Here is a 20,691-nt window from a genome sequence, read left to right on the forward strand (position 1 = left end):
AGCGCCACCCGCGATTGAGGATTCGACGTGAGCCATCATCCGGCCGCGCCAGCCTGGCAGGTGAGTCAGTGGTTCAACGCGGAGTCGCCACCGGATCTGCTCGGCCTGCGCGGTCGGGTGATCGCGCTTCATGCCTTCCAGATGCTCTGCCCCGGTAGTGTCCTGCACGGCGTGCCGCAGGCCGAGCGCCTGCATCAGGAGTTCGCCGGCGAAGGGGTCGCCGTGGTCGGTTTGCACACCGTGTTCGAGCATCACGACGCGATGCAGCCCGTGTCGCTGCAGGCGTTCCTGCATGAATTCCGCGTCACGCATCCCGTCGGCGTGGACGCGTCGATACCCGGCCAACGCGTCCCGGCGACGATGCAGGCCTACGGCATGCAGGGCACGCCGACACTGGTGCTGATCGACCGCGCCGGGCGCATCCGCCGCCAACACTTCGGGCGGCTCGATGACCTGACGGTCGGCGCCGAGGTGATGCGCCTGGTGTGCGAGGCGGGCTGAAGTGGCGCCATGTGCGCGTTGCCGCTGACCGAATCGAGTGCACCGCCCCGAGCGTGCAGCACCGATCCGCGGCCGGCGCGATGGCGCGTTCCGAGCCGGGCGGGCCCCGAGGCAGCAGCGTCGCAGCGACCCGCAGATCGGGTCGCGCGCCGATCGGGTCGCGCACCGCATGGCGGTCCGGCCGACGGTCGGATCAAATACGAAACCGGCGTCGCAGCCCTGCGGCATAGGCCCGTTGCGGCAGAACGGCTTTCAGCCAGGGCAACCAGCACGCGTCGGCTCCGAAGCGTCGACGCAGTCCTCGCCCTCCGAGTGCCCACTGGACGATGTCGCGTGCGGCACGTTCGGCAGGCATCCCGGTCGCGACCGACGCCGTCCAGTGTTCGCGCAAGCTCTGGCGCACCGGAGTGTAGTCGGCGATCTGCGCTGCCGGCTCGGCCGCCGATCGCGCCAGATCGGTGCGGATGAAGCCGGGTTCGGCCAGGCACACACGGATGCCGAAGCGCTGCAGCTCATGCTGCAGCGCTTCGTGCAGCCCTTCCAGCGCATGCTTGCTGGCCGCGTAGTAGGCCTCACCGGGTGGCGCCAGCAGCCCGGCCAGCGATCCGATGGTCAGGATGGTGCCACGGCGGCGTGCCCGCATCGCCGGCAGGAACGCCCGGATGGTGTCGGCCACGCCGTGCAGGTTGGTGTCGATGATCGCGCGGCCTTGCGCTGCCGAGACCTCCTCGAACACGCCGTGGATGTTGATGCCCGCGCCGTTGACGAGCAGTTCGGGCATCTGTCCGCGTCGCGCAAGGTGTGAAGCCAGATCGGCGATCGACTCCGGGTGGCACACGTCGAGCGCCGCGGGTTCGATCATGCCGGCGTCCACGGACGCCGCGGTCGGCGGCGTGCCTCGTCGACTGGCGGCCACCACATGCCATTGGCGCTTCGCGAGCTCGGCGCAGATCGCCGCGCCGAGCCCCGACGATCCGCCAGTGACCAGGGCGACACGGGTCGAAGCCTGCGTCGCGATCACGCCGCCACGGCCCGGTCCGGCGACCCCTGCAGCAGGCCCGGCCACAGCGCATCGGCCGCCTCGGCGCCGGAGATCGCGACCGCTTCGACCCCCGGCCCGTGCGTGGCGGCGCCGGCGATCACCAGACCGGGCACCGGGCTGCGCCGCGCCACCGCCCCATGGGCATCACGGCTGCCGTAGACCGCGCCGAAGCTGCTCCAGCCGTAGCGCCTGAAGCTCACCGGGCTGGCCTCGCTGCGCCAGACGATGCGCTCGCGCAAGTCGGGAATCAGGCGCGCCGCTGCGTCGATCAGCGGTTCGGCGAACGCGGCCTTGCGCGCCGCGTAGGCCGCGCTGCGGCGCTGCGCCAGGGGATCGGTGAGCTCGGGCTGCTCGAACCAGCCGCGCGCCGACGCCGGGTCCAGCAACTGCATCAGCTCGACCGTGTGATGCCCCGGCGGTGCCGCAGACGGGTCGACCAGGCTGGGCAACACCACTTCGAGCCAACGGCCTTCGGCGTGCAGGTGGTTCACCGGTACCAGTCTATGCAGGTCGCCGCGGATGCCAAGGTGCACCGAGAACATCGACGCCGAGGTCTCCAGCGCGCGCAATTGCTGCGCCCAACCGTGCGGCAGCGCGCCGGGCGCGAACAGCGTGCGTGCGGCACCGAGCAACTCGGCATTCAGCACCACGGTCGCCGCGCGCCGCTCGCTGCCGTCGGCCAGGCGCACGCCCTGGACCACGCTATTGCCGCGCGTGCCCTGCAGCAGCACCTGCGCGACGGGGCACCCCAAGTGCACCCGCCCGCCGTCGAGCTCGATGCTGCCGACCAACGCCTGTGCGAGCTGGCCCGAGCCGCCCACCGGGTACATGCCGCCGTGCATGAAATAGCCCAGGATCGGCACGTAGTCGCGCACGCGCAAGTCGCGCGCCTGGTGCGTGACGTAGCCCGCCAGGCCGAGCACCGCGTCCTGCGCGCGCTCGCCGACGCCATGCGCGGCCAGCAGCTCGGCCATCCGTGCGTCGAGCCAGCGCACTGTCTCGGGAAACGCGCGGGCGAACGCCAGCAGGCCGGGCACCGTGCCCGGCTGCCCCGGCACGCCGCCACGGCTGGGCGCGGTGGCGTACATGCCGGTGTGGATGCTTCGCACCAGTGCCAACGCTGCGCGCAGCGCCGGCGCGTCGGCCGGGTAGCGCCGTGTCAGCGCGGCGACGTAAGCGTCCCAGCCGCGAGGCACTGTCCACGCCCCACGATCGTCGACGAAGCAATGGTCCAGCGGCCGCCACTCGATGGCCTGCTCGAGATCCAGCCGCTGCAGCAGGGCGTACACCGTCCCGCCCGGGTGGCAGCCTGACACGTCGTGCACACCGGCATCGAAGCGGAACACCAGCGGGCGGTCCGGGGTGCCGACCCGGCCTTCCCAGTGATGGCAGAAGCCACCCGGCTTGTCGTGCTGCTCGAACACCAGCACGCGGACGCCGGCGCGCGCCAGCAAGGCCGCCGCCGTCAACCCGCCGATGCCCGAGCCCACCACCACCACGTCGGCATCGTCGGTGCGCCGGCGCGCGGCCCGCAACGGCGAAGGCCAGGGGTTCGGGTCGGCCTGCGCCAGGCGGCGGCGCAGCGCGGCATGCACCCAGCGCCGCGGCAGCCACAGTGACAGCCCGATCGCCGCCGCCAGCGGCACCCAGCGCGCCATCGGGCCGAAACCGGTGGATCCGGCCACGCCGACCCAGATCACCACCGCGGCCCACAGCAGCGACATGCCGCGGTTGACGCGCAGGAACACCGGGTCGGCCGTCATGCCGGGCCAGTCGGGGGCCGAGGTCACGGCCGTCCACGGCCGGCCGATCGCCACGCCGACCACCATCAGCAGCCCTGCGGCGATCGACACCCCCGCCGGAACCCGGGCCGTCCACGGCTCAGGGCCGGCAGCCAGAATCGCCGCGGCCATGCCGAAGATCAGGCCAAGGCCCGCGGGCAGCAACAGGTCGTCATGCCGGCGATACGTCCAGGCGACCAGTGCGATCGCCGCCAGTGTGCCGGCGGCAGCACCGGCCAGCGGCTGGCCGAAGCCGGCCACTTCCCAGAAGACAATGAGCGGCGCGAGCAGCAGGCCTGCGTGACGAAAGCTCTTCATGGCGCCGACTTGCCTGGTCCGCCACGCCAGCGAGCGTTGCGGATGCCGCTCTCGAGGCTCGTCGTCATGCGTTTATCCTGTGGGCAATGAACTTCGTCATCGTCTTCGCGCCGGCCGATCCGGGCTTGCCCGCACGCGCCGTCCTTTGAGCCTTTCGCGCCATGCAGGGCCAGGTTGCCGCGATCACGGTGCACGCGATGCTCGAAGGGCTGGTGCGGCTGGGCCTGAATCGCACGACCTTGACACGGGCGATCGGCGTCGATTTGGGCGATCCCCCACCCGCAGCAGCCCGGGTCGGCAGCGATGCGCTTGGGCGGTTGTGGCGAGCGGCCATGCAACAACGCCCCGACCCGGCTTTGGCGACGGCGCTCGGCCTTGCCATTCCCTTCGGGGCCTTCGGGTTCACCGACTACCTGACGGGCAGCAGCTACACGCTGGGAGGCGGCTTCGAGTCGCTGACGCAGCATTTGCGGCTCGTCGCTGGCGGCATCCAGCTCGAACTCGACGCGGCGGACGGATTGCGCTGGGTCCGGCTGCACACTCCGGGGGGCGAAGACCCGCCCTTCGTCGCCACCGAGATGACAGTGGCGCTGTTCGTCGGGCGCTTCCGCGACGGCACCGAAGGGGCGTTCCGACCAGCCTTCGCGTGCCTGCGTGGCGACGCGCCGCCGGGCGACTCGCCGCAGGCACGGCTGCTTGGCGTGCCGGTGCGCCATCGCAGCCCGGTGGCCGCCCTGGTCCTGCCGGAGTCGATGTGGAGCCTGCCGCTGCGTCGCGCCGATCCGTATCTGCACGGGACGCTCGGGCACAGTGTCGAGGGACTGGGCCTGCTGCGCAGCGCAGCCGATGAGCTGGAACTGGCGATCCGTGCCCGGCTGCGCGACGCGCTGGCCGACCGCGGCGCCGAGATGCATCGCGTGGCGCGCCTGCTCGGCTTGTCGGTGCGCACGCTGCAGCGCCGGCTGGCGTCGAGCGGCCGCAGCTGGAGCGATGTCGTCGAGGCCTTCCGGCGTGACGAGGCGGTCCGCCTGCTGGCCGGCCCGACGCCACTGGTAGAGATCACCGCGCGCCTGGGCTACCGCGAGCAGACCTCATTCACGCGCGCGTTCCGGCGCTGGACCGGGCAGACGCCGGCGCAGTGGCGACGCTCGGGCGGCGCATAGGGTGGACACGCGTGAAAAGGCGGTCCGCGGCGGCGGGCTCCCGGTCGGACGGTGCCGGCGCGGACTTCTCAGGCATGGCGCCAAGCCTTGCTGAACGTCTGGGGGGAGCTTCCGCCTTCGCTCGAACGAAATCGCTTCTCTTGTTCTGACTGGGGCGGCCGACTTGCCGACCGATGACTCATGAACCGCCTGAAGGGCGTGTTCGCTTCTTGGGTCTCATCAAGCTCACCTGGCCACGGCCTATGGATGTGGCAGGAGCTATCCCCCGTACCAATGAACCGTATGTCCGATCTTGCGACGCGGATGTTTTGCATGTTAGGATAGTAATAGGTCACTTACTTTAGGGAGTCGGTACGGTGAGCGAACGCCCTCAATATCTGTCCGCCGAAGAGCGGCGCGCTGCCACAGTGCAAGCCGTGGTGGACTTGGCCGCGGAGCAAAACCCGGCCGAAATCACGACCACGGCCATCGCCGATCGAATGGGTTTGACGCAGGGCGCGCTGTTTCGCCACTTCCCCACCAAGGACGCGATCCTGGAGGCAACGATGACCTGGGTCGGTGAGCGTCTGCTGGTGCGCGTGGACAAGGCGGCCGAAGGCGCCGCGTCGCCTGCCGCGGCGCTCGAAGCCATGTTCATGACGCACATCGACTTCGTGGCCAAGCATCCCGGCGTGCCGCGCATGCTGTTCGGAGAACTGCAGCGCTCTGGCGAGACGCTCGCCAAGCGGATGGTGCAGACCTTGCTCCGTCAATACGAACAGCGCCTGCGCCGCCTGATGGAAGCAGGCAAGGCGCAGGGCGACCTGGATGCGGAACTGGACGTAGATGCCGCCGCCGTGTTGTTCATCGGCACGATCCAGGGACTGGTCATGCAGTCGCTGTTGGCCGGCAAGGTCAGTCGCATCCGTCGTGATGCGCCAGCCGTGTTTGCCATCTATCTCCGTGGCATCACGCACACCCGATGAAACGCCTTCCATCCTGCCGCCACGCAGTTGCTCGGTCAGCCGAGAGGCACACCACGGTCATGCGATCGCGTTGCGCCTCCAGCGCGAATCCGCGTCATTCAACACTCAGCCCGACCGCCCGGCGGAATGCACACGCACGCCGCGACGACGGCGAAGGCCTGGGAGTTTCCCCGATCAAGTAAAGGCCATGAAGATGACCACTCATCCACAACGCAGCATCTGGCACTGGCTGATCTCCCTGCTCGCGATCGGCTTCGGCCTGCTCACTCTTCGGGAGGGTGGCGCCGTTCTGTTTGTCGACGGCGCGGCGCGCCAAGCCGCCGGCCACTATGTGCCTTTCGTGCTCTGGTTCAATTTTCTGGCCGGGTTCGCCTACATCGTCGCCGGCGTCGGCTTGTGGATGCGCCGGCGCTGGGCCGCATGGCTGGCCATGGCCATCGCGGTTACGACGGCACTCGTGTTCCTGGCGTTCGGAGTGCATGTGGCGCTGGACGGCGCCTGGGAGCGGCGCACGGTCATTGCCATGACGCTGCGCACGTTGGTGTGGACTGGCATTGCAGCCATGGCGTGGCGCGGGTCGGCAGCGAATGCACCGGTCGCACGCGAGCACTGAGCATCTCTTTTGATGGAAACCCATCCATGACAACTCCAAACCTCCTCTTCGGAAAAACCCGTTGGGTCGTGATCATCGTTGCCCTGCTCGTTCTTGGCGGTGCACTGGCGTTCTGGTTCACGCGCAGCCATGGACAAGCAAGATGCATTGCGCCTCTACGGCAACGTCGACATCCGCGAGGTGCAACTGGCTTTCCGCCAGCCTGGGCGTGTGACGCAAATGGCTTTCGATGAGGGCGATTCCGTCACCGCCGGCGCGCGCCTGGCCACGCTCGACGCACAGCCGTATCGGGACGCCCTTGCAGCAGCGCAGGCCCAGGTGCAGGTGGCGCAAGCGGAACTGGCCAAGCTGCGCCGGGGTCTGCGGCCGCAGGAAATCACCCAGGCACGTGAGGCGCTCAGACAGGCGCAGGCGCTTGCGCTTGATGCCGAGCGCAACTTTCAGCGCCAGAACGGCCTGCTGGCGTCGGGTGCCAGCAGCCAGCGCACGGTCGATGCTGCCCGCACCGCAAGAGATCAGGCGGCTGCGGGCGTCGAATCCGCCAAGGCCGCCCTGTCGCAAGCATCCGAGGGCTTTCGCAAGGAAGACATTGAGGCAGCGCAGGCGCGCCTTGCAGCCGCGCAGGCAGCCGCAGCGCAAGCCGCTACGTCTCTGACGGACACCGAACTCACGGCACCCAGCGATGGAACCATCATCGCGCGGGTGCGCGAGCCCGGCAGCATGGTAGCCAGCCAGAGCACGGTCTACAGCCTGAGCCTGGACAAGCCCGTGTACGTGCGCGCCTACGTGGGCGAGCGGGATCTGGGCCGGATCGCACCGGGCACCGCGGTGCACGTCAAGAGCGATTCCGGGGAAAAGGTCTATCGCGGCCAGATCGGTTTCATCTCGCCGCGCGCCGAATTCACGCCCAAGACAGTGGAGACGACGGACTTGCGCACAGATCTGGTGTATCGCCTGCGCATCGTCATCGACGAGGCCGACAGCGACGCCGCCTTGCGTCAGGGTATGCCGGTGACGATAGCGGTCGATGCCCAGCCAGCCGCCGGCGCGCGCGCGGGGGAGCGTTGAGATGCAGGCAAACGCCGCCATGGCCGCCACGCCGACCAGCGCGAACGCCGATGCCCCTGCCGTCGTCATCGAAGGCGTGGACAAACATTTTGGCAAGGTGCAAGCCCTGCGCAGTTTAAGCGCACGCATTCACTATGGGCGGCTGACGGGTCTGGTCGGCCCGGACGGCGCTGGCAAGACGACGCTGATGCGGATTCTGACCGGCCTCCTGGTGCCGAACGCCGGCCACGTCACCTTGGCAGGCTATGACGTGGTCAAGGACAACGACGCCATTCATGTCGCCAGCGGCTACATGCCGCAACGCTTTGGCCTGTACGAAGACCTGTCGGTGATGGAGAACATGCGCCTGTATGCGCAGTTGCGCGGCATGGATGCGGACCGCAACGCCGATCTGTTTGCCGAGCTGCTGGACTTCACGCGGCTAGGCCCCTTCACCAAACGCCTGGCCGGCAAGCTCTCCGGCGGCATGAAGCAGAAGCTGGGCCTTGCCTGTGCACTCATGGCGCGGCCCAAGGTGCTGCTGCTGGACGAGCCGGGCGTGGGTGTCGACCCGGTCAGCCGCCAGGATTTGTGGCGCATGGTGCAGGCGCTGACCGATGAAGGCATGGCCGTGGTCTGGTCCACCGCCTATCTCGACGAAGCCGAGCGCTGCGAGAGCGTGCTGCTGCTGAACCAAGGGCAGCTCCTGTTCGATGGCCCGCCGCAGCAACTCACCGCGCAGCTCGAAGGCCGCAGTTTCCGTCTGGAAGACGTCGGTACCAAGCGCCGCGCGGTCCTGACCCAGGCACTCGACCTGCCCAGCGTGAGCGATGGCGTAATCCAGGGCGCCGGCGTGCGCGTGGTGTTGCGCGAGGGCGCGGACGCAGGGGAGCAGCTCCAGGCCCTGTCCGATCAGGCGCGGGTAGAGCTGGCCCAGGTGCCTGCGCGCTTCGAAGACGCCTTCATCGATCTGCTCGGTGGCGGCCCCGGCGGCACGTCGACGCTGGCCGAGCGTCTGCCGCCGGTTGAGCTGGGTTCCGCCATTGCCGTGTCGTGCCGAAACCTCACCAAGCGCTTCGGCGAGTTCACCGCCACCGACAACGTCAGCTTCGAGGTGCAAAAGGGCGAAATCTTCGGCCTGCTCGGCCCCAACGGCGCCGGCAAGTCCACCACCTTCAAGATGTTGTGCGGCCTGTTGAAACCCACTGCTGGCGAATCGCATGTGGTGGGCCATGATCTGCGCCGCGCCACCGGCGCGGCCAAGAGCCGGCTCGGCTACATGGCGCAGAAGTTTTCGCTCTACGGCCTGCTCTCGGTGCAGCAGAACCTGGAATTCTCGGCCGGCGTCTACGGACTGGAAGGCAACACCCGGCGCGAGCGCATTGCCGAGATGATCGAAACCTTCGATCTGGGCGACTGGCTGTCCGCCACGCCCGATTCCCTGCCGCTGGGCCACAAGCAGCGCCTGGCATTGGCTTGTTCGCTGATGCACCGGCCGCCCGTGCTGTTCCTGGATGAACCCACTTCGGGCGTGGACCCGATCACCCGGCGCGAATTCTGGACCCACATCAACGGACTGGCCCGCAAGGGCGTGACCATCATGGTCACCACCCACTTCATGGACGAGGCCGAATACTGCGACCGCGTGGCCATGCTCTCGCGTGCGCAACTGATCGCGCTGGATACGCCCGACGCGCTCAAACGTTCGGCGGTCAGCCCCGAACAACCCGACCCGACGATGGAGGACGCCTTCATTCACCTGGTGGAGTCGTCAGACCGCGAGCTGGAGGCCGCCACATGAACGGCGCCACAATGCACAAAGACGGAAGTGGCCCCCTGCAGACCGACTTGCGCCGTTTTGATCTACGGCGCTTGATCGCCCTGGTGACCAAGGAAAGCTACCAGGCGCTGCGCGACCCCTCGACGCTGCTGATCGCGTTCGTGCTGCCGGTGGTGTTGCTGCTGCTGTTCGCCTATGCGGTGTCGCTGGATGCGAAGGATGTCCGTGTCGGCGTGGTCCTGGAGTCGCCCGGCGCATCGGCACACTCGCTGGCCGCAGCGTTTTCGGGCACCCGCTTCCTGAATACGCACTTCGCCCATGACCGGCGCGAAGTGGCCGACCAACTGGTCTCAGGCGACCTGCGCGGCTACGTGGTGATTCCGCAGGATTTCGAGCAGCGGCTGGCCCAGCGTGGCAGCGAGCCGCTGGTGCAGATCGTCACCGATGGCTCCTACCCCAATACCGCCAACTACGTCGAGAACTACGCCCGCGGCGTGGTCCAGTCCTGGCGCGCCGGGCTCGATGTCGCGGCGCCCGCGCAGGCCGTCATGCTGGAGCCGCGCTACTGGTTCAACCCCGAGCTGGAAAGCCGCCGCGCACTGATTCCCGGCGCCATCGCCATCGTCATGACCATCATCGGCACCATGCTGACTGCACTGGTGGTGGCGCGTGAATGGGAGCGCGGCACCATGGAGGCAGTGCTGTCCACGCCGGCCTCGGTGGCCGAAATCCTGATCGGCAAGCTGCTGCCGTACTTCGTGCTCGGCATGCTGTCCACGCTGGGCGCAGCGGCGCTGGCGGTGTTCGTGTTCGGCGTCCCGATGCGCGGCTCCTTGCTGTCCCTGTTGCTCTTGTCGGCGGTGTTCATGGTGCCGGCGCTGGGTCAGGGTCTGCTGATTTCCTCATTGGCACGCAACCAGTTCCTGGCCGCGCAGATCGCGCTGTTCACGGGTTTTCTGCCGGCCTTCATGTTGTCGGGCTTTCTGTACGAGATCGACGCCATGCCGGCACCGATCCGCGCCATCACCTTGGTGGTTCCGGCGCGCTACTTCGTCGATTCGCTGAAGACGGTGTTCCTGGCCGGCGACATCTGGGCCGTGTTCCTGCCCAACCTGGCGGCCATGGCGGCGATCGGGGTGCTGTTCTTCGTGATCGCCAAGCGCGCCACGCGCAAGAACCTGGAGTGAAGCGATGTTGACGTCCGCATTCTCGTTGACCCGCCTGCGCGCCCAGTTCATCAAGGAGGTGCTCAGCGTCCTGCGCGACCCGCGCAGCCGCATGGTGGTGTTCGTGCCGCCGATCCTGCAGTTGCTGGTGTTCGCCTTTGCCGCGACGCTGGAAGTGCGCAACGTCGATATCGCCGTCTACGACCAGGATACGGGGCGCTGGTCGCACGAGCTGGTACAGCGCCTGGACAGCGCCCGCTTCATCACCCACATCCGGCATGTCGACAGCCAGCAGCAACTGCACGAGCTGATCGACCGTGGCGAGGTGATCGCCGCGCTCGCCATCCCGGTGGATTTCTCGCGCTCCATCGCTGCCGGCGAAAGTGGCCGCGCGCAGGTACTGGTCGATGGCCGGCGCAGCAACTCCGGGCAGATCACCGTGGCCTATCTGTCCACCATCGCCGCCGATGTCGGCGCCGAGGTCGTGCCCGACGCCCAGGCACCAACGCCCGTGGTCGTGCGCCACTGGTTCAACCCGAATCTGGTCTACCGCTGGTTCATCGTGCCCGGGCTGACGGGCATCCTGGCGCTGTTCAGCTCGCTCTTGATCACCTCGTTGTCGATCGCGCGCGAGCGCGAGCTGGGCACCTTCGACCAGTTGCTGGTGTCGCCCACCTCGACGCCCGAGATCATCATCTCCAAGTCGCTGCCGGCACTCGCAATTGGCACCGGGCTGGGCCTGTTCATGATCAGCGCGGGCGTCTTCCTGTTCGGCATCCCGTTTACGGGCTCGTTTGCACTCCTGCTTGCCAGCCTGGTGCTGTTCATCGCCTCGGTGGTCGGCATCGGTCTGATGATTTCCGCGGTCAGCATGACGCAGCAGCAGGCCATCCTGGGGGCGTTCGCCGTCGGCGTGCCGGCGGTGCTGATGTCCGGCTTTGCGACGCCTGTGGAAAACATGCCTGTCGTCCTGCAATGGCTGGCTCAGGCCATTCCGCTGACCCACTTCCTCATCATCGTCGAAGGCAGCTTTCTCAAGGCCATGCCGCCCGGTGACATTCTCGCCAGCCTGTGGCCGCTGGCGGTCATCGCCCTGGCCACGCTGACGATGGCCACCGTATTCGTCCGAGGACGCCTGCAATGAAATCCAAGCCCCGCACTCCCTTTCTTCGCGCAACCGTCACCGGCCTGACCCCTGGGCGCGCGCGTCCGCTCGCGCTGGCCCTGTCCTGCGTGCTGCTGACTGCCTGCGCAAGCGTGGGCCCCGACTACCGCGAGCCGCCGCCGGTCGACGTCGGCAGCGGCTGGAGCTTGCCGTTGGCAAGCGAATCCCAGTCCGCAGACTTGAGCCAATGGTGGTCTGCACTGGACGATCCCATCCTCGATCGCCTGATGGCCACGGCGCTGGCACAGAACCTGGATCTGCGCCAGGCTGCGGCACGCATCGATGAGGCACGCGCCCTGCGCGATCGTGTGGCCGGCGAGGCATTGCCCACCGCCGCCGCTGGCGCGAGCGTCAACCGGCGCCGTCAAAGCGAGAACGGACCCCTGCCCGTAGGTTCGATCCCCGGCCTTGACGCCACGCAGACCATCTACGACGCGGGCTTCGACGCGGCCTGGGAGGCCGACTTGTTCGGGGCCAGGCGGCGCGCCCTGGAAGGCGCCAGCGCCCGCCTGCAGGCGACCGAAGCAGAGGCACAGGGAGTACGCATGCGCATCGTGGCCGAGGTCGCGCGCACCTGGTTCACCGCCGTCGGCGCCCGCTACGAGTTGCACGCACAACAGGCCACGCTGGATACGCTGCAGCAGACCTTGGAATTGGTGCGCCTGCGGCATGCGCTGGGCGACGCGTCGGCCGCCGACGTGGAGGCGGCGTACGCCCAATGGACAGCGGTCAACGCGCTCATCCCGGATATCCAGGCGCGCCAGCGCGCCGCGGTACTCAGCCTGGGCGTGCTGCTGGGCGCACCGCCGGAGCGGGAGCTGGCACTGCTTGATGGCCCCTTGACGCCGAGCACGCTGCGGGCGCTGCCGGTGGGCGAGCGCGCAGAGATGCTGCGCCGACGCCCTGACGTGCTGGCTGCGGAACGCGCCTGGCAGCGAGTTCCGCCGACATCGGCGTGGCCACGGCCGAACTGTTCCCCAAACTCTCCATCGGTGTCGGCGGCGGGTTCCAAGCGCTCAGCACGGGCGATTGGTTCGATGCATCCAGCTCGCGTTTTTCCATCCTGCCGCTGATTTCCTGGCGCCTGTTCGACGGTGGCCGTGTGCGAGCCGAAATTCGGGCACGCGAGGCGGCCGAGCGGCAGGCCGCGCTGGCCTATGAGCAGGCGGTGCTGACGGCGCTGGGCGACGCCGAGCGCGCGCTGGGCGACTACCACGGCGGGCTGGACACACTGGAGCGCCGTGGTATGGCGTTGGATGCCGCGCGCACAAGCTACGGCCACGCCAAGAGCGCGCTACGCGGCCGGCGACATTGCGCTGGTCGAACTGCTGGCTGCCCAGCGCAGCCTGCACGAGGCCGAAACCGCAGCCGCACGCGCGCATACCAACGCCGCCGTGCAACTGGTGGCGCTGTACAAGGCCCTTGGTGGTGGCTGGGACGTATCCACGGCGGCATCCAGCGCAACCCATCCGCTGCGGGGCACTGCCGCCCCCGTCGCGTTTTCAAGCCGCTGACTCAACACAAGGAGACCGTCATGCAAATCAACGTTGGAAGTCTCGATCGCATTGTCCGCATCGTCATCGGACTGATTCTCCTCAGTCTCCCATTGTGGCTGGACTCATCCTGGCGTTGGCTGGGACTCATTGGAATCATGCCACTCCTCACCGGCCTGACAGGCCGCTGTCCTGGCTATCGCCTATTCGGCCTGAGCACCTGCCCGATGCAAGAGAAAAAGCCGGAGTGAAGATCCCATGAAGCTGAGTTTTCTGCGGGTGGGCGTACGGTGGCGGCGCGCAACCGCAGGCCATTCGAGTTCGATCCGGCACCCGTCGCGAATGGGGAGTCGCGCGTGAAGGCACTGGAACTGCTCACGTTGCTTGATGTGCAACACCGGGCTCGCGCCATGCCCTCGCAACTCTCCGATCGCGAGCAGCAACGGGTCGCCATTGCGCGCGGATTGGTAAATCGCCCGCCGTTGATCCTGGCCGATGAGCCGACACCGTGTCCCTCGGCAGTGAGCGCGACATGGCTGTGATCCGCATGCTCAACCTCATGGCCTGGAAGTTCGAGACCGCCATCATCGTCGTCACCCACGACGAAAAAATCGTCCCCACGTTCAAGCGCATCTATCACATCCGCGATGGCGAAACCGATGAAGAGACCGGTGAAGGGCGAGGGTTTGATTGACTTTGAAAGGAAAAGGAGCAGGCACCATGACGAGCGACAGCATGAATCGGTTCGAGCAGGAGCACCTCAAACGATGGTGGGAAATCACGCGCTGCTACCTGTTCGCGGATTCGGTAAATCTGTCTGGAGCCGCCGTCGCGGCCGAGGATGGATGGTCGCCTCCGCAAACGGACAGCCACGGTGGCCGGAAAAGCAGATACAGGGTGAGAGGTCGGCTCTTGCGCTCAATCAAGCGCGGGGGGAAAGACGACCCCCTACGGGAACTGGAGAGCGCATTCCAACAGCAGATCACGTTCATCGCCAGGCACCCCGACGTCCCCAGGCGCCTGTTGTCATGGTTAACAAAAGAGGGGGATCCCCGTCTTCAGCGGCGGGTGCGGATGCTCATCGATTACTACGCCGCTCGCCTGGCCCAAATCATCGCTCGCGCCAAACAGCAGTGCCTAGTCAGAGCCGACATCAAACCACATGCGGCGGCAATTTCCCTTGTTGGCGTCATTCAAGGACTGGTGCTCAGAACCCACGCCGCGCCGCATCCGAGGGAGTGGTTCTTGCGGGAGGCCGCCGAGGCTTTCGCCCTTTATCGGGCTGCACTGGCTGTTCCTTCGAAATGAAAGCAGTCGGGAGATTCCTGGGCAGGGGAAAAACGTGAGGGTACCCATGCAAAGAAAGGATTCCGTATCTGGGCAATTTCACTGGTCGCTGTCGGCTTTGGCTTGCTGACCATCAAGAAAGGTGGCGCGATCCTGTTCGGTGGCGAGGCGGCGCAAGCGTCTGCCGGGAACTACGTGCCGTTCGTGCTCTGGTTCAAATTTCTGGCCGGCTTCGCCTACGTTATCGCTGGCGCTGGACTGTGGATGCGGCATCGCTGGGCAGTGTGGCTGGCCGTCGTCATTGCCGCAGCGACTGCGTTTGCCTTTGCGGCATTCGGCGCACACGTGTATGCCGGCGGGGCCTATGAAACGCGCACGGTCATCGCGATGAGCTTCCGAACGCTGGTGTGGGTGGCGATCGCAGCCATTTCCTGGAACGGCCTGTCGCGCGGGAAAGCCGCCATAACGGCGAGAGATATGAAATGAACCTGAAGAAGCATCTCGCCACCGTGCTGTGGTTCGGTTTGGCATTGGCCGCCAGCGCCATGGCCGCGCCGCCTTCCCCGGCGCAAGATCATGACGGCGGTGTCGTCACGAGCCTCGTCAAGGGGGAGGCGCAGGAGGATGGAAATCTATCCGCGGCTCCGGCGATCAGTGACGCGGAATCGCAATACGGGTCGGCTGATGCGGCTCACTGGGCGCTGTATCAGCGTCTTAGAGATCGGAGTGCGCCTGCATCGCCGCCCAGTCCGGATCATGACCGGCTCCTCAACTCCAAGGCCAGCGACGACCTGCGGGAAGCCAGGAGGCCGCGCAGGCATCAATACAGGCCGGGGGCGGAGGGCGCGGGATGGGCGACGGACCCGGAGGAAAACCGTGAAGAGCCAAGCAGCCAACCGCGGTGCTTTCGAGGTCGGCGCACGTTCGATTGGCCTCAACATCACGCTGCCCCACGAACAGGCACCCAACCCCTACATGTGCCCGGATTTGGCGTTCCGATTCCACTATTTCGCGCTGCGCAAGATGCACTTCTTGTTGCACGCCAAGGGCTTGGTGGCCTTCCCCGGTGGCTATGGAACGCTCGATGAGCTGTTCGAGGTGCTCACCTTGATCCAGACCGGAAAGATGCCGCGGATTCCGGTGGTGCCGTCGGCCGTGCATTCTGGCGTCGCGTAGTTGATTTCGATCTTCTGCTCGACGAAGGCTATGTCTCTCCATCCGATCTCGACTTGTTCACCTGCGTAGACGAAGCGGAGGAAATCGTCAGTGCCCTCGAACGCTTTTACGTCAACAGGGCGGCAGGCGATGGGGCAACATGATTGGCATCGACGGGTATCGCTGGAGCGTGCGCGGCACCAAGGTGCGGCAGCCGATGCAGTGCGTCACCTTGTTGATTGCGGGTGTTGTTCAACCCAATTGCTGCTTTCGGTTCCGAAGTATCGCTCTCTGCAAATCCTCCCTCCTGCTCGCCAGAGCAATCCCTGCGCTGGCGGGGCGGCACCCTGCGTCTGGAGAACGATTTGTTCACCGGCTCCGATCGCAACTACACCAACGGTGTCGCGCTAACAGCAGTCTCACGCGATCTGCAAGGCGGGCTCCGTCCCGAGTGCCTGCCCCAGCCGATTGGTTTGTACGCCCGCTTCATCGGCTGGGCCGATCCCGGGTTCTGGCGCGATTCCGGCGCCCAGACATCGTCGCAAAACCTCGTCGTGCGCTTTGGCCAGTCCATGTACACGCCCGAGAACAAGACGCGCACCGATGTGATTCCAGATGACCGACCGTACGCTGGATTGCTCTACCTGGGTTTGGCGTGGAATCGCCGCATCCACCCACAAGCCGCCAGCTACGAAGTGCTTGACGTGCGTGAGCTGACCCTGGGCGTGATCGGCCCCTGGTCGCTGGCCGAGCAATCTCAGGATCTGGTGCATCGGGCACGCGGCATTGAGCGCTTTGGCGGCTGGAACAACCAGTTGCGCAACGAGCCGGCGTTTCAGATGGCCATGGAACGCAAGTTCAAGCCGTACACGGAGGGTGCGGTCCGCCCTGGATGGGCAGCGACGTGATCGGCAGCTATGCCTGCGGGTCGGAAACATCGAAACCGCCGCCAGTACCGGCGTGGAGTTTCGCGCGGGCTGGAACATACCGAACGACTTCGGCAGCTATCCGATCCGCCCTGGCGCGGAGAACCGCCCGCCATCGGGTGTTGCCGATCTGCGCACGACAACGCCGCAATCGGTCCTGGCGCCCAAACCTGGGGTACATGTCTTCCTGAACCTGGAGGGTAAAGCCGTCGCCTGGGACTTCTCACTCGACGGAAACATGTTCCGGCATAGCCATCATGTCAGCCGGCGGCCTTGGGTCGCGCAAGCAGCTCTCGGCATCAGTAGCCAATGGATCGTTGCCGGACGTGGCGTGCGGCTCGCCGTGATGCGCGTTTGGAGAACCCGCGAGTTCGACCAGCAGGCGGGCCATCACGCATTCGGATCGATCGCGCTGAGCCTGGAATTTTGAAGACAACTGCAACCATTCGTCAGACCCAAAGCATTCGTCACAACATCAATGGAGAAATTCGTGAGCCAGCCCTTGAAACCCAGATCGTTCTTCACCGTCTCGCTGTCCGTGATCTTGGCAACCTTCGCCACGGCACTCAGTGCGCAGTCCGTAGAGGCGGCAAAGCCAATGGCGCTTCGTACCGTCATGGAAAGACTCGGTCGCGACATGCAAGCCGTCACGGGCGCAATCTCCAAAGAAGACTGGCCACGGGTCGCCGAGTTGACACCGAGAATCGCCACGCATGCCGAGCCACCCATGTCGGAAAAGATGCGCATCCTTGCCTGGCTTGGAGCGGACGCTGGAAAGTTTCGGGGTCTTGATGGAGAGGTGCATGACGCCGCGACCGCCATGGGCGAGGCTGCACAGCGGAATGACGGCCAAGCAGTCATCGCGGCTTTCTCCAAGACCCAGCAAAGCTGCCTAGGCTGCCACCAGAGTTACCGTCGCTCGTTCGTGGAAAAGTTCTATGGAAGCCGCTAGCAAGGGATGGCTACACCTGTTGACGGAAGACTAGCCTCTATCTAATAGATATACCTCGACGAATTCCGAGTTCCCAGGAAGCCACCCGTTCGGCGATCACGGGTTCGTGCTTCACCCGCCGCAGCACTCGTTGGTGGATCTGACATGCATACAGATCGTCATGCAGCCCCTTGATCTGCTGTGACAGTGGCACCTCGAACAGGCGCAACTCGATTTCGGGCTCCTCCTGCCGGCATAGCGCCAGAAAGATCGGCAAGCGCAACGGGGTGATGCCATCGGACAGCGCATGCGCCGCTGCCCGTGAAAGCCGTTGGCCGCTGCCTTCACGCTGTCGCGGGCCTGCTGCAAAGCAGTGAAGATACGCGGCACATGTTCCGAGAATAGCTTGCCCGCGTCAGCCGCTTGCTGCGGCTGCTCCGGCCGCAGTGCTTCAGTAGCGCGGTTACAGGTGGCGATCTCGAAGTCGCTGGACATGCCCGTCGAAGTTCATCCAGCGCGATGCCCGCTGGCGCGAACTTCAGACGCCGGGCTGTCGCCCGTATCGACAGACCAAATGACCAAATCGCTTGCCGTCGGGGAGTGGCGTAAGACGCCGCGACTGTCCTCCGCGGGTCGCTGCGGCCACCGAAGACTAGGCGAGGCGCGCTGGCGCGAGTGCTCTAGTCTCGACAACCTCCAGCCATCCGCCATGGCCGCCGCCCGGGTTCAAGCAGCGTTGCAATAAATCCGGACACCATCCCTCGCGCGCAGCGAGCCGGCGATGGCAGGCGCTGCAAGACATGCCGGTCTCTTCTCCACACTCACGTGGCCTCCCTAAGATCATAAGGACTGGTCACGTCACGAGGGACTGCGCATGAACTTACGTCATCTGGCCGGCGATACTAGTCAACGGTCACGATATTGATCGCCGGGCAGTCATCTTCGCTGCTTCATTGCTGTAGCCGAGGAACTGCACTTCGGCCGAGCCGCTCGGCGGCTGCACATAGAACAATCTCCTCTATCACGCACGATCCGTAAGCTGGAGACAACTCTAGGCGTGACGTTGCTCAGTCGCAGGGACACCTCCGGGTAGTTGCCCAGCGACATCCGCTTTTGCTTGCCCAGCCAATAGTAGCGGAAGTGCCAGCTCTTGTTGCCCGTGGGCGTGACGGCGAGGCTGAGGCCGTTGATGTCGGGGAGGGTGTACGCCTTTCCGGTGGCCTTGGCTTGCCTGACCACCAAGTCTGAGAGTGCCATGCCCTTGCTCCTGAACGCGTCAGGTAGCAGATGCTGTTCATCTCAGCCGCAGCCCTCCATCAACAATCCGGAAGCCGCACGACCCGCAAAATGGACTTAAAAGTGGACTTAAAAGCCCTGGCTGTCGGCGGATCGCAGTGGACCACGCTGGAAGATCGAAGGCGGAAAAATCGTTGCGTGACAACGACTTAAAAACCACCTTGGCCTATTCTGGAAGTCCCCGGAACCATGGAGTGGAGCGGGTGAAGGGAATCGAACCCTCGTATGCAGCTTGGGAAGCTGCCGTTCTACCATTGAACTACACCCGCGCGCGGTGCGTAGTGTACCGTGGAGCCGCCGCCCGGGTCACGGCGGGGACGACGATCGAATGAACCGATTGATCGCGACGGCGGTGCGATGCGTGGCGTGGGCGGCGGTGGCGCTGTGCGCCGCCTGCGCGAGCCTGCCCGGTCGCCCGCGCGTGGGCGCAGCCCGAGGCCACCGCGCTCGGCGCGCTGGCGGCCGCCGCCGCGCCCAACCTGCGCTTCTCGGGCTTCCGGCTGCTCGCCTCCGGCGAAGACGCGCTCGCCGCGCTGGCGGCGCTCGCCGACCACGCACGTCACACGCTAGACCTGCAGTACTACCTGATGCGCGACGACGCCTCCACCCGCGCGCTGCTCGGCCGCGTGGATGCGGCCGCGCGGCGCGGCGTGCGCGTGCGCGTGCTGCTCGACGACCTGAACACCGCGGGCGCCGACGACGCGCTCCTCTGCCTGACCCGGCACCCGAACATCGAGTTGCGGCTGTACAACCCGTTTCCGGCCGGCCGCGGCTCGACGCTCACGCGCGTGCTCGCGTCGATCCGCGACGTCCGGCGCGTCAACCAGCGGATGCACAACAAGATGTTCGTCGCCGACAACGCGATCGCGGTCACCGGCGGACGCAACCTCGGCGACGCCTACTTCGTACAGAGCCTGGCGAGCAACTTCGTCGACCTCGACGTGATCGCCGCGGGCCCGGTCGTGCGCGACCTGTCGGCCTCGTTCGACCGCTTCTGGAACAGCGAACTCGCGTACCCGTTGCGGACGCTGGTCACGAAGGACCCGGACTGCGCCGGGCCACTCGCCGCGGCGCCGCCGTCGCCGAACGGGCAGCGGGTCGTTGCGGGCCCGCAGCCCGTCTCGTCGCCCGACTCGCCGTCCGGACTGCCGCCCGCCGACTCGCCGCAGGAGCGAACCAGCGTCGAGATTCCCGACAGCGCCTTCGCTCAGGACCTCGGGGCGGGCCGGCTGCAGCTCGCCTGGGTGCCTGCCACCGTGCTCGCCGACGCGCCGTCGAAGATCGCCAGCGAGGGCGACCCCGACCGCAGCGAGACGATCGCCGACGACATCGTCACGCTGACCCGCGCGGCCAGGCGCGAAGTGGTCCTGATCTCGCCGTACTTCGTCCCCGGCAAGCGTGGCGTCGCGCTCGCCCGCGAATTGCACGCGCGCGGCGTGCAGCTTCGCGTACTGACGAACTCGCTCGCCGCCACCGATGCGCCGATCGTCCACATCGGGTACGCCCGCTACCGTCGCGACATGCTCGAGGCCGGCGCCGAGCTCTACGAGCTGCGCAGCCGGCTCGGCGCGCCGCGCAGCCGGCTCGGGTCGTTCGGCTCGTCGCTCGCGAGCCTGCACGCGAAGGCGCTGGTGATCGACCGCCGGCTATTGCTGATCGGATCGATGAACATGGACCCGCGCTCGGCGCGGCTGAACACCGAGATCGCGCTCGTCATGCGCAGTCCGGCGCTCGCCGGCCAGGTGGTCCAGCTCTTCGAGGACGTCGCCGCCAGCAGCAGCTACCGGGTCGAAGCACTTGCCGACGGCCGCCTTCGCTGGGTCGGGCAGGCGCCGGGCGCACCGACGGTCGAAGGCTCGGAACCCGATGCCGGCGTGGGGCTGCAGTGGCTACTGATGCTGCTTTCGCCGTTCGCGCCCGACGAACTGCTCTAGGGCGATCCGGAAGTCCCCCGCGGAACGCACAGCACGCCGGAACGGAATGGCGCGACCGGCGCGCATGCGACAATCGCCGCATGGAAACCATCGTCGTCAACGGCGATCCGCGGCCCCTGCCGACCCCC

At 66.6% G+C, this 20,691-nt stretch carries 18 protein-coding genes, 1 tRNA gene and 6 pseudogenes; 20 read left to right on the forward strand and 5 right to left on the reverse strand.

The window, feature by feature from the left end; all coding sequences use genetic code 11:
- Positions 1-27: 27 nt before the first annotated feature.
- Positions 28-501 carry a TlpA family protein disulfide reductase gene (locus M9902_RS11665; protein ID WP_297223200.1) on the forward strand — a complete coding sequence of 158 codons (474 nt, stop codon included), beginning with the start codon at positions 28-30 and terminating at the stop codon, positions 499-501.
- A 193-nt stretch (positions 502-694) separates the two neighbouring features.
- On the opposite strand, the gene M9902_RS11670 is transcribed toward M9902_RS11665, so the two are convergent.
- On the reverse strand, positions 695-1,522 hold the full coding sequence (locus tag M9902_RS11670; protein WP_297223202.1) for an SDR family NAD(P)-dependent oxidoreductase: 828 nt from the start codon (positions 1,520-1,522) through the stop codon (positions 695-697).
- On the reverse strand, positions 1,519-3,642 hold the full coding sequence (locus tag M9902_RS11675) for an FAD-dependent oxidoreductase (RefSeq protein ID WP_297223204.1): 2,124 nt from the start codon (positions 3,640-3,642) through the stop codon (positions 1,519-1,521). Before M9902_RS11675 ends, M9902_RS11670 begins: the two co-directional genes overlap by 4 nt.
- A gap of 161 nt (positions 3,643-3,803) precedes the next feature.
- On the opposite strand from M9902_RS11675, the gene M9902_RS11680 reads away from it, so the two are divergent.
- From M9902_RS11680 to M9902_RS11770, 17 genes and pseudogenes are all read left to right on the forward strand, one after another.
- Positions 3,804-4,805 (forward strand): AraC family transcriptional regulator, encoded by a 1,002-nt coding sequence (locus M9902_RS11680; RefSeq protein ID WP_297223205.1) that lies wholly within the window; start codon positions 3,804-3,806, stop codon positions 4,803-4,805.
- 356 nt (positions 4,806-5,161) lie between these two features.
- Positions 5,162-5,770 carry a TetR family transcriptional regulator gene (locus M9902_RS11685; RefSeq protein WP_297223207.1) on the forward strand — a complete coding sequence of 203 codons (609 nt, stop codon included), beginning with the start codon at positions 5,162-5,164 and terminating at the stop codon, positions 5,768-5,770.
- A gap of 187 nt (positions 5,771-5,957) precedes the next feature.
- Positions 5,958-6,383, forward strand: a complete 426-nt coding sequence (locus M9902_RS11690; protein ID WP_297223208.1) for a hypothetical protein — start codon at positions 5,958-5,960, stop codon at positions 6,381-6,383.
- A 26-nt stretch (positions 6,384-6,409) separates the two neighbouring features.
- A pseudogene (gene hlyD / locus M9902_RS11695) lies at positions 6,410-7,451 on the forward strand (secretion protein HlyD).
- 1 nt (position 7,452) lies between these two features.
- Entirely contained in the window at positions 7,453-9,231 is a 1,779-nt protein-coding gene (locus M9902_RS11700; protein WP_297223210.1) for an ATP-binding cassette domain-containing protein, read from the forward strand.
- The gene (locus M9902_RS11705) at positions 9,228-10,397 is read left to right on the forward strand and encodes an ABC transporter permease (RefSeq protein ID WP_343231889.1); all 1,170 of its coding nucleotides are present in this window, start codon (positions 9,228-9,230) and stop codon (positions 10,395-10,397) included. The genes M9902_RS11700 and M9902_RS11705 overlap by 4 nt, the downstream gene beginning before the upstream one ends.
- A gap of 4 nt (positions 10,398-10,401) precedes the next feature.
- Positions 10,402-11,520, forward strand: coding sequence for an ABC transporter permease (locus tag M9902_RS11710; RefSeq protein WP_099589929.1), 1,119 nt, complete (start codon positions 10,402-10,404; stop codon positions 11,518-11,520).
- Positions 11,517-13,055 (forward strand): annotated as a pseudogene (locus M9902_RS11715) (efflux transporter outer membrane subunit). The gene M9902_RS11710 and the pseudogene M9902_RS11715 overlap by 4 nt, the downstream one beginning before the upstream one ends.
- A 20-nt stretch (positions 13,056-13,075) precedes the next feature.
- Positions 13,076-13,285, forward strand: coding sequence for a DUF2892 domain-containing protein (locus M9902_RS11730; protein WP_297223234.1), 210 nt, complete (start codon positions 13,076-13,078; stop codon positions 13,283-13,285).
- Between the two features lie 39 nt (positions 13,286-13,324).
- On the forward strand, positions 13,325-13,576 hold the full coding sequence (locus M9902_RS11735) for an ATP-binding cassette domain-containing protein (RefSeq protein ID WP_297223216.1): 252 nt from the start codon (positions 13,325-13,327) through the stop codon (positions 13,574-13,576).
- Positions 13,567-13,728, forward strand: a complete 162-nt coding sequence (locus M9902_RS11740) for a hypothetical protein (RefSeq protein WP_297223218.1) — start codon at positions 13,567-13,569, stop codon at positions 13,726-13,728. The genes M9902_RS11735 and M9902_RS11740 overlap by 10 nt, the downstream gene beginning before the upstream one ends.
- Before the next feature lie 26 nt (positions 13,729-13,754).
- Positions 13,755-14,342: a hypothetical protein gene (locus tag M9902_RS11745; protein WP_297223220.1), complete on the forward strand. Its 588-nt coding sequence runs from the start codon at positions 13,755-13,757 to the stop codon at positions 14,340-14,342.
- Positions 14,343-14,417: 75 nt separating this feature from the next.
- Positions 14,418-14,807, forward strand: coding sequence for a hypothetical protein (locus tag M9902_RS11750; RefSeq protein ID WP_343231891.1), 390 nt, complete (start codon positions 14,418-14,420; stop codon positions 14,805-14,807).
- A gap of 399 nt (positions 14,808-15,206) precedes the next feature.
- Positions 15,207-15,640: pseudogene (locus M9902_RS11755) on the forward strand (LOG family protein); the annotation flags it as partial.
- 81 nt (positions 15,641-15,721) lie between these two features.
- On the forward strand, positions 15,722-16,384 hold the full coding sequence (locus M9902_RS11760) for a lipid A deacylase LpxR family protein (protein ID WP_297223236.1): 663 nt from the start codon (positions 15,722-15,724) through the stop codon (positions 16,382-16,384).
- Positions 16,353-16,832 carry a lipid A deacylase LpxR family protein gene (locus M9902_RS11765; RefSeq protein ID WP_297223225.1) on the forward strand — a complete coding sequence of 160 codons (480 nt, stop codon included), beginning with the start codon at positions 16,353-16,355 and terminating at the stop codon, positions 16,830-16,832. The genes M9902_RS11760 and M9902_RS11765 overlap by 32 nt, the downstream gene beginning before the upstream one ends.
- Before the next feature lie 48 nt (positions 16,833-16,880).
- Positions 16,881-17,354 carry a cytochrome c gene (locus M9902_RS11770; RefSeq protein ID WP_343231890.1) on the forward strand — a complete coding sequence of 158 codons (474 nt, stop codon included), beginning with the start codon at positions 16,881-16,883 and terminating at the stop codon, positions 17,352-17,354.
- Positions 17,355-17,421: 67 nt separating this feature from the next.
- Here M9902_RS11770 and M9902_RS11775 read toward each other — a convergent pair.
- Positions 17,422-17,747 (reverse strand): annotated as a pseudogene (locus M9902_RS11775) (hypothetical protein); the annotation flags it as partial.
- Between the two features lie 538 nt (positions 17,748-18,285).
- On the opposite strand from M9902_RS11775, the pseudogene M9902_RS11780 reads away from it, so the two are divergent.
- Positions 18,286-18,408: pseudogene (locus M9902_RS11780) on the forward strand (LysR family transcriptional regulator); the annotation flags it as partial.
- On the opposite strand, the pseudogene M9902_RS11785 reads toward M9902_RS11780, so the two are convergent.
- Positions 18,405-18,590 (reverse strand): annotated as a pseudogene (locus M9902_RS11785) (Arm DNA-binding domain-containing protein); the annotation flags it as partial. The pseudogenes M9902_RS11780 and M9902_RS11785 overlap by 4 nt on opposite strands.
- Positions 18,591-18,824: 234 nt before the next feature.
- A tRNA-Gly gene (locus M9902_RS11790) sits at positions 18,825-18,898 on the reverse strand.
- 264 nt (positions 18,899-19,162) lie between these two features.
- Between M9902_RS11790 and M9902_RS11795 the strand changes: the two genes are divergently transcribed.
- Positions 19,163-20,563, forward strand: coding sequence for a phospholipase D family protein (locus tag M9902_RS11795; RefSeq protein WP_297223238.1), 1,401 nt, complete (start codon positions 19,163-19,165; stop codon positions 20,561-20,563).
- Positions 20,564-20,691: the final 128 nt, after the last annotated feature.

The sequence above is a fragment of the Thermomonas sp. genome (assembly GCF_023953935.1).
Classification (GTDB): domain Bacteria; phylum Pseudomonadota; class Gammaproteobacteria; order Xanthomonadales; family Xanthomonadaceae; genus Thermomonas.

Coding starts and splice junctions, on each gene's coding strand:
- M9902_RS11700 (WP_297223210.1), top strand. CDS start 7,453: ATGCAGGCAAACGCCGCCATGGCCGCCACGCCGACCAGCGCGAACGCC.
- M9902_RS11675 (WP_297223204.1), bottom strand. CDS start 3,642: ATGAAGAGCTTTCGTCACGCAGGCCTGCTGCTCGCGCCGCTCATTGTC.
- M9902_RS11745 (WP_297223220.1), top strand. CDS start 13,755: ATGACGAGCGACAGCATGAATCGGTTCGAGCAGGAGCACCTCAAACGA.
- M9902_RS11690 (WP_297223208.1), top strand. CDS start 5,958: ATGAAGATGACCACTCATCCACAACGCAGCATCTGGCACTGGCTGATC.
- M9902_RS11680 (WP_297223205.1), top strand. CDS start 3,804: ATGCAGGGCCAGGTTGCCGCGATCACGGTGCACGCGATGCTCGAAGGG.
- M9902_RS11770 (WP_343231890.1), top strand. CDS start 16,881: ATGGAGAAATTCGTGAGCCAGCCCTTGAAACCCAGATCGTTCTTCACC.
- M9902_RS11730 (WP_297223234.1), top strand. CDS start 13,076: ATGCAAATCAACGTTGGAAGTCTCGATCGCATTGTCCGCATCGTCATC.
- M9902_RS11705 (WP_343231889.1), top strand. CDS start 9,228: ATGAACGGCGCCACAATGCACAAAGACGGAAGTGGCCCCCTGCAGACC.
- M9902_RS11710 (WP_099589929.1), top strand. CDS start 10,402: ATGTTGACGTCCGCATTCTCGTTGACCCGCCTGCGCGCCCAGTTCATC.
- M9902_RS11740 (WP_297223218.1), top strand. CDS start 13,567: ATGGCTGTGATCCGCATGCTCAACCTCATGGCCTGGAAGTTCGAGACC.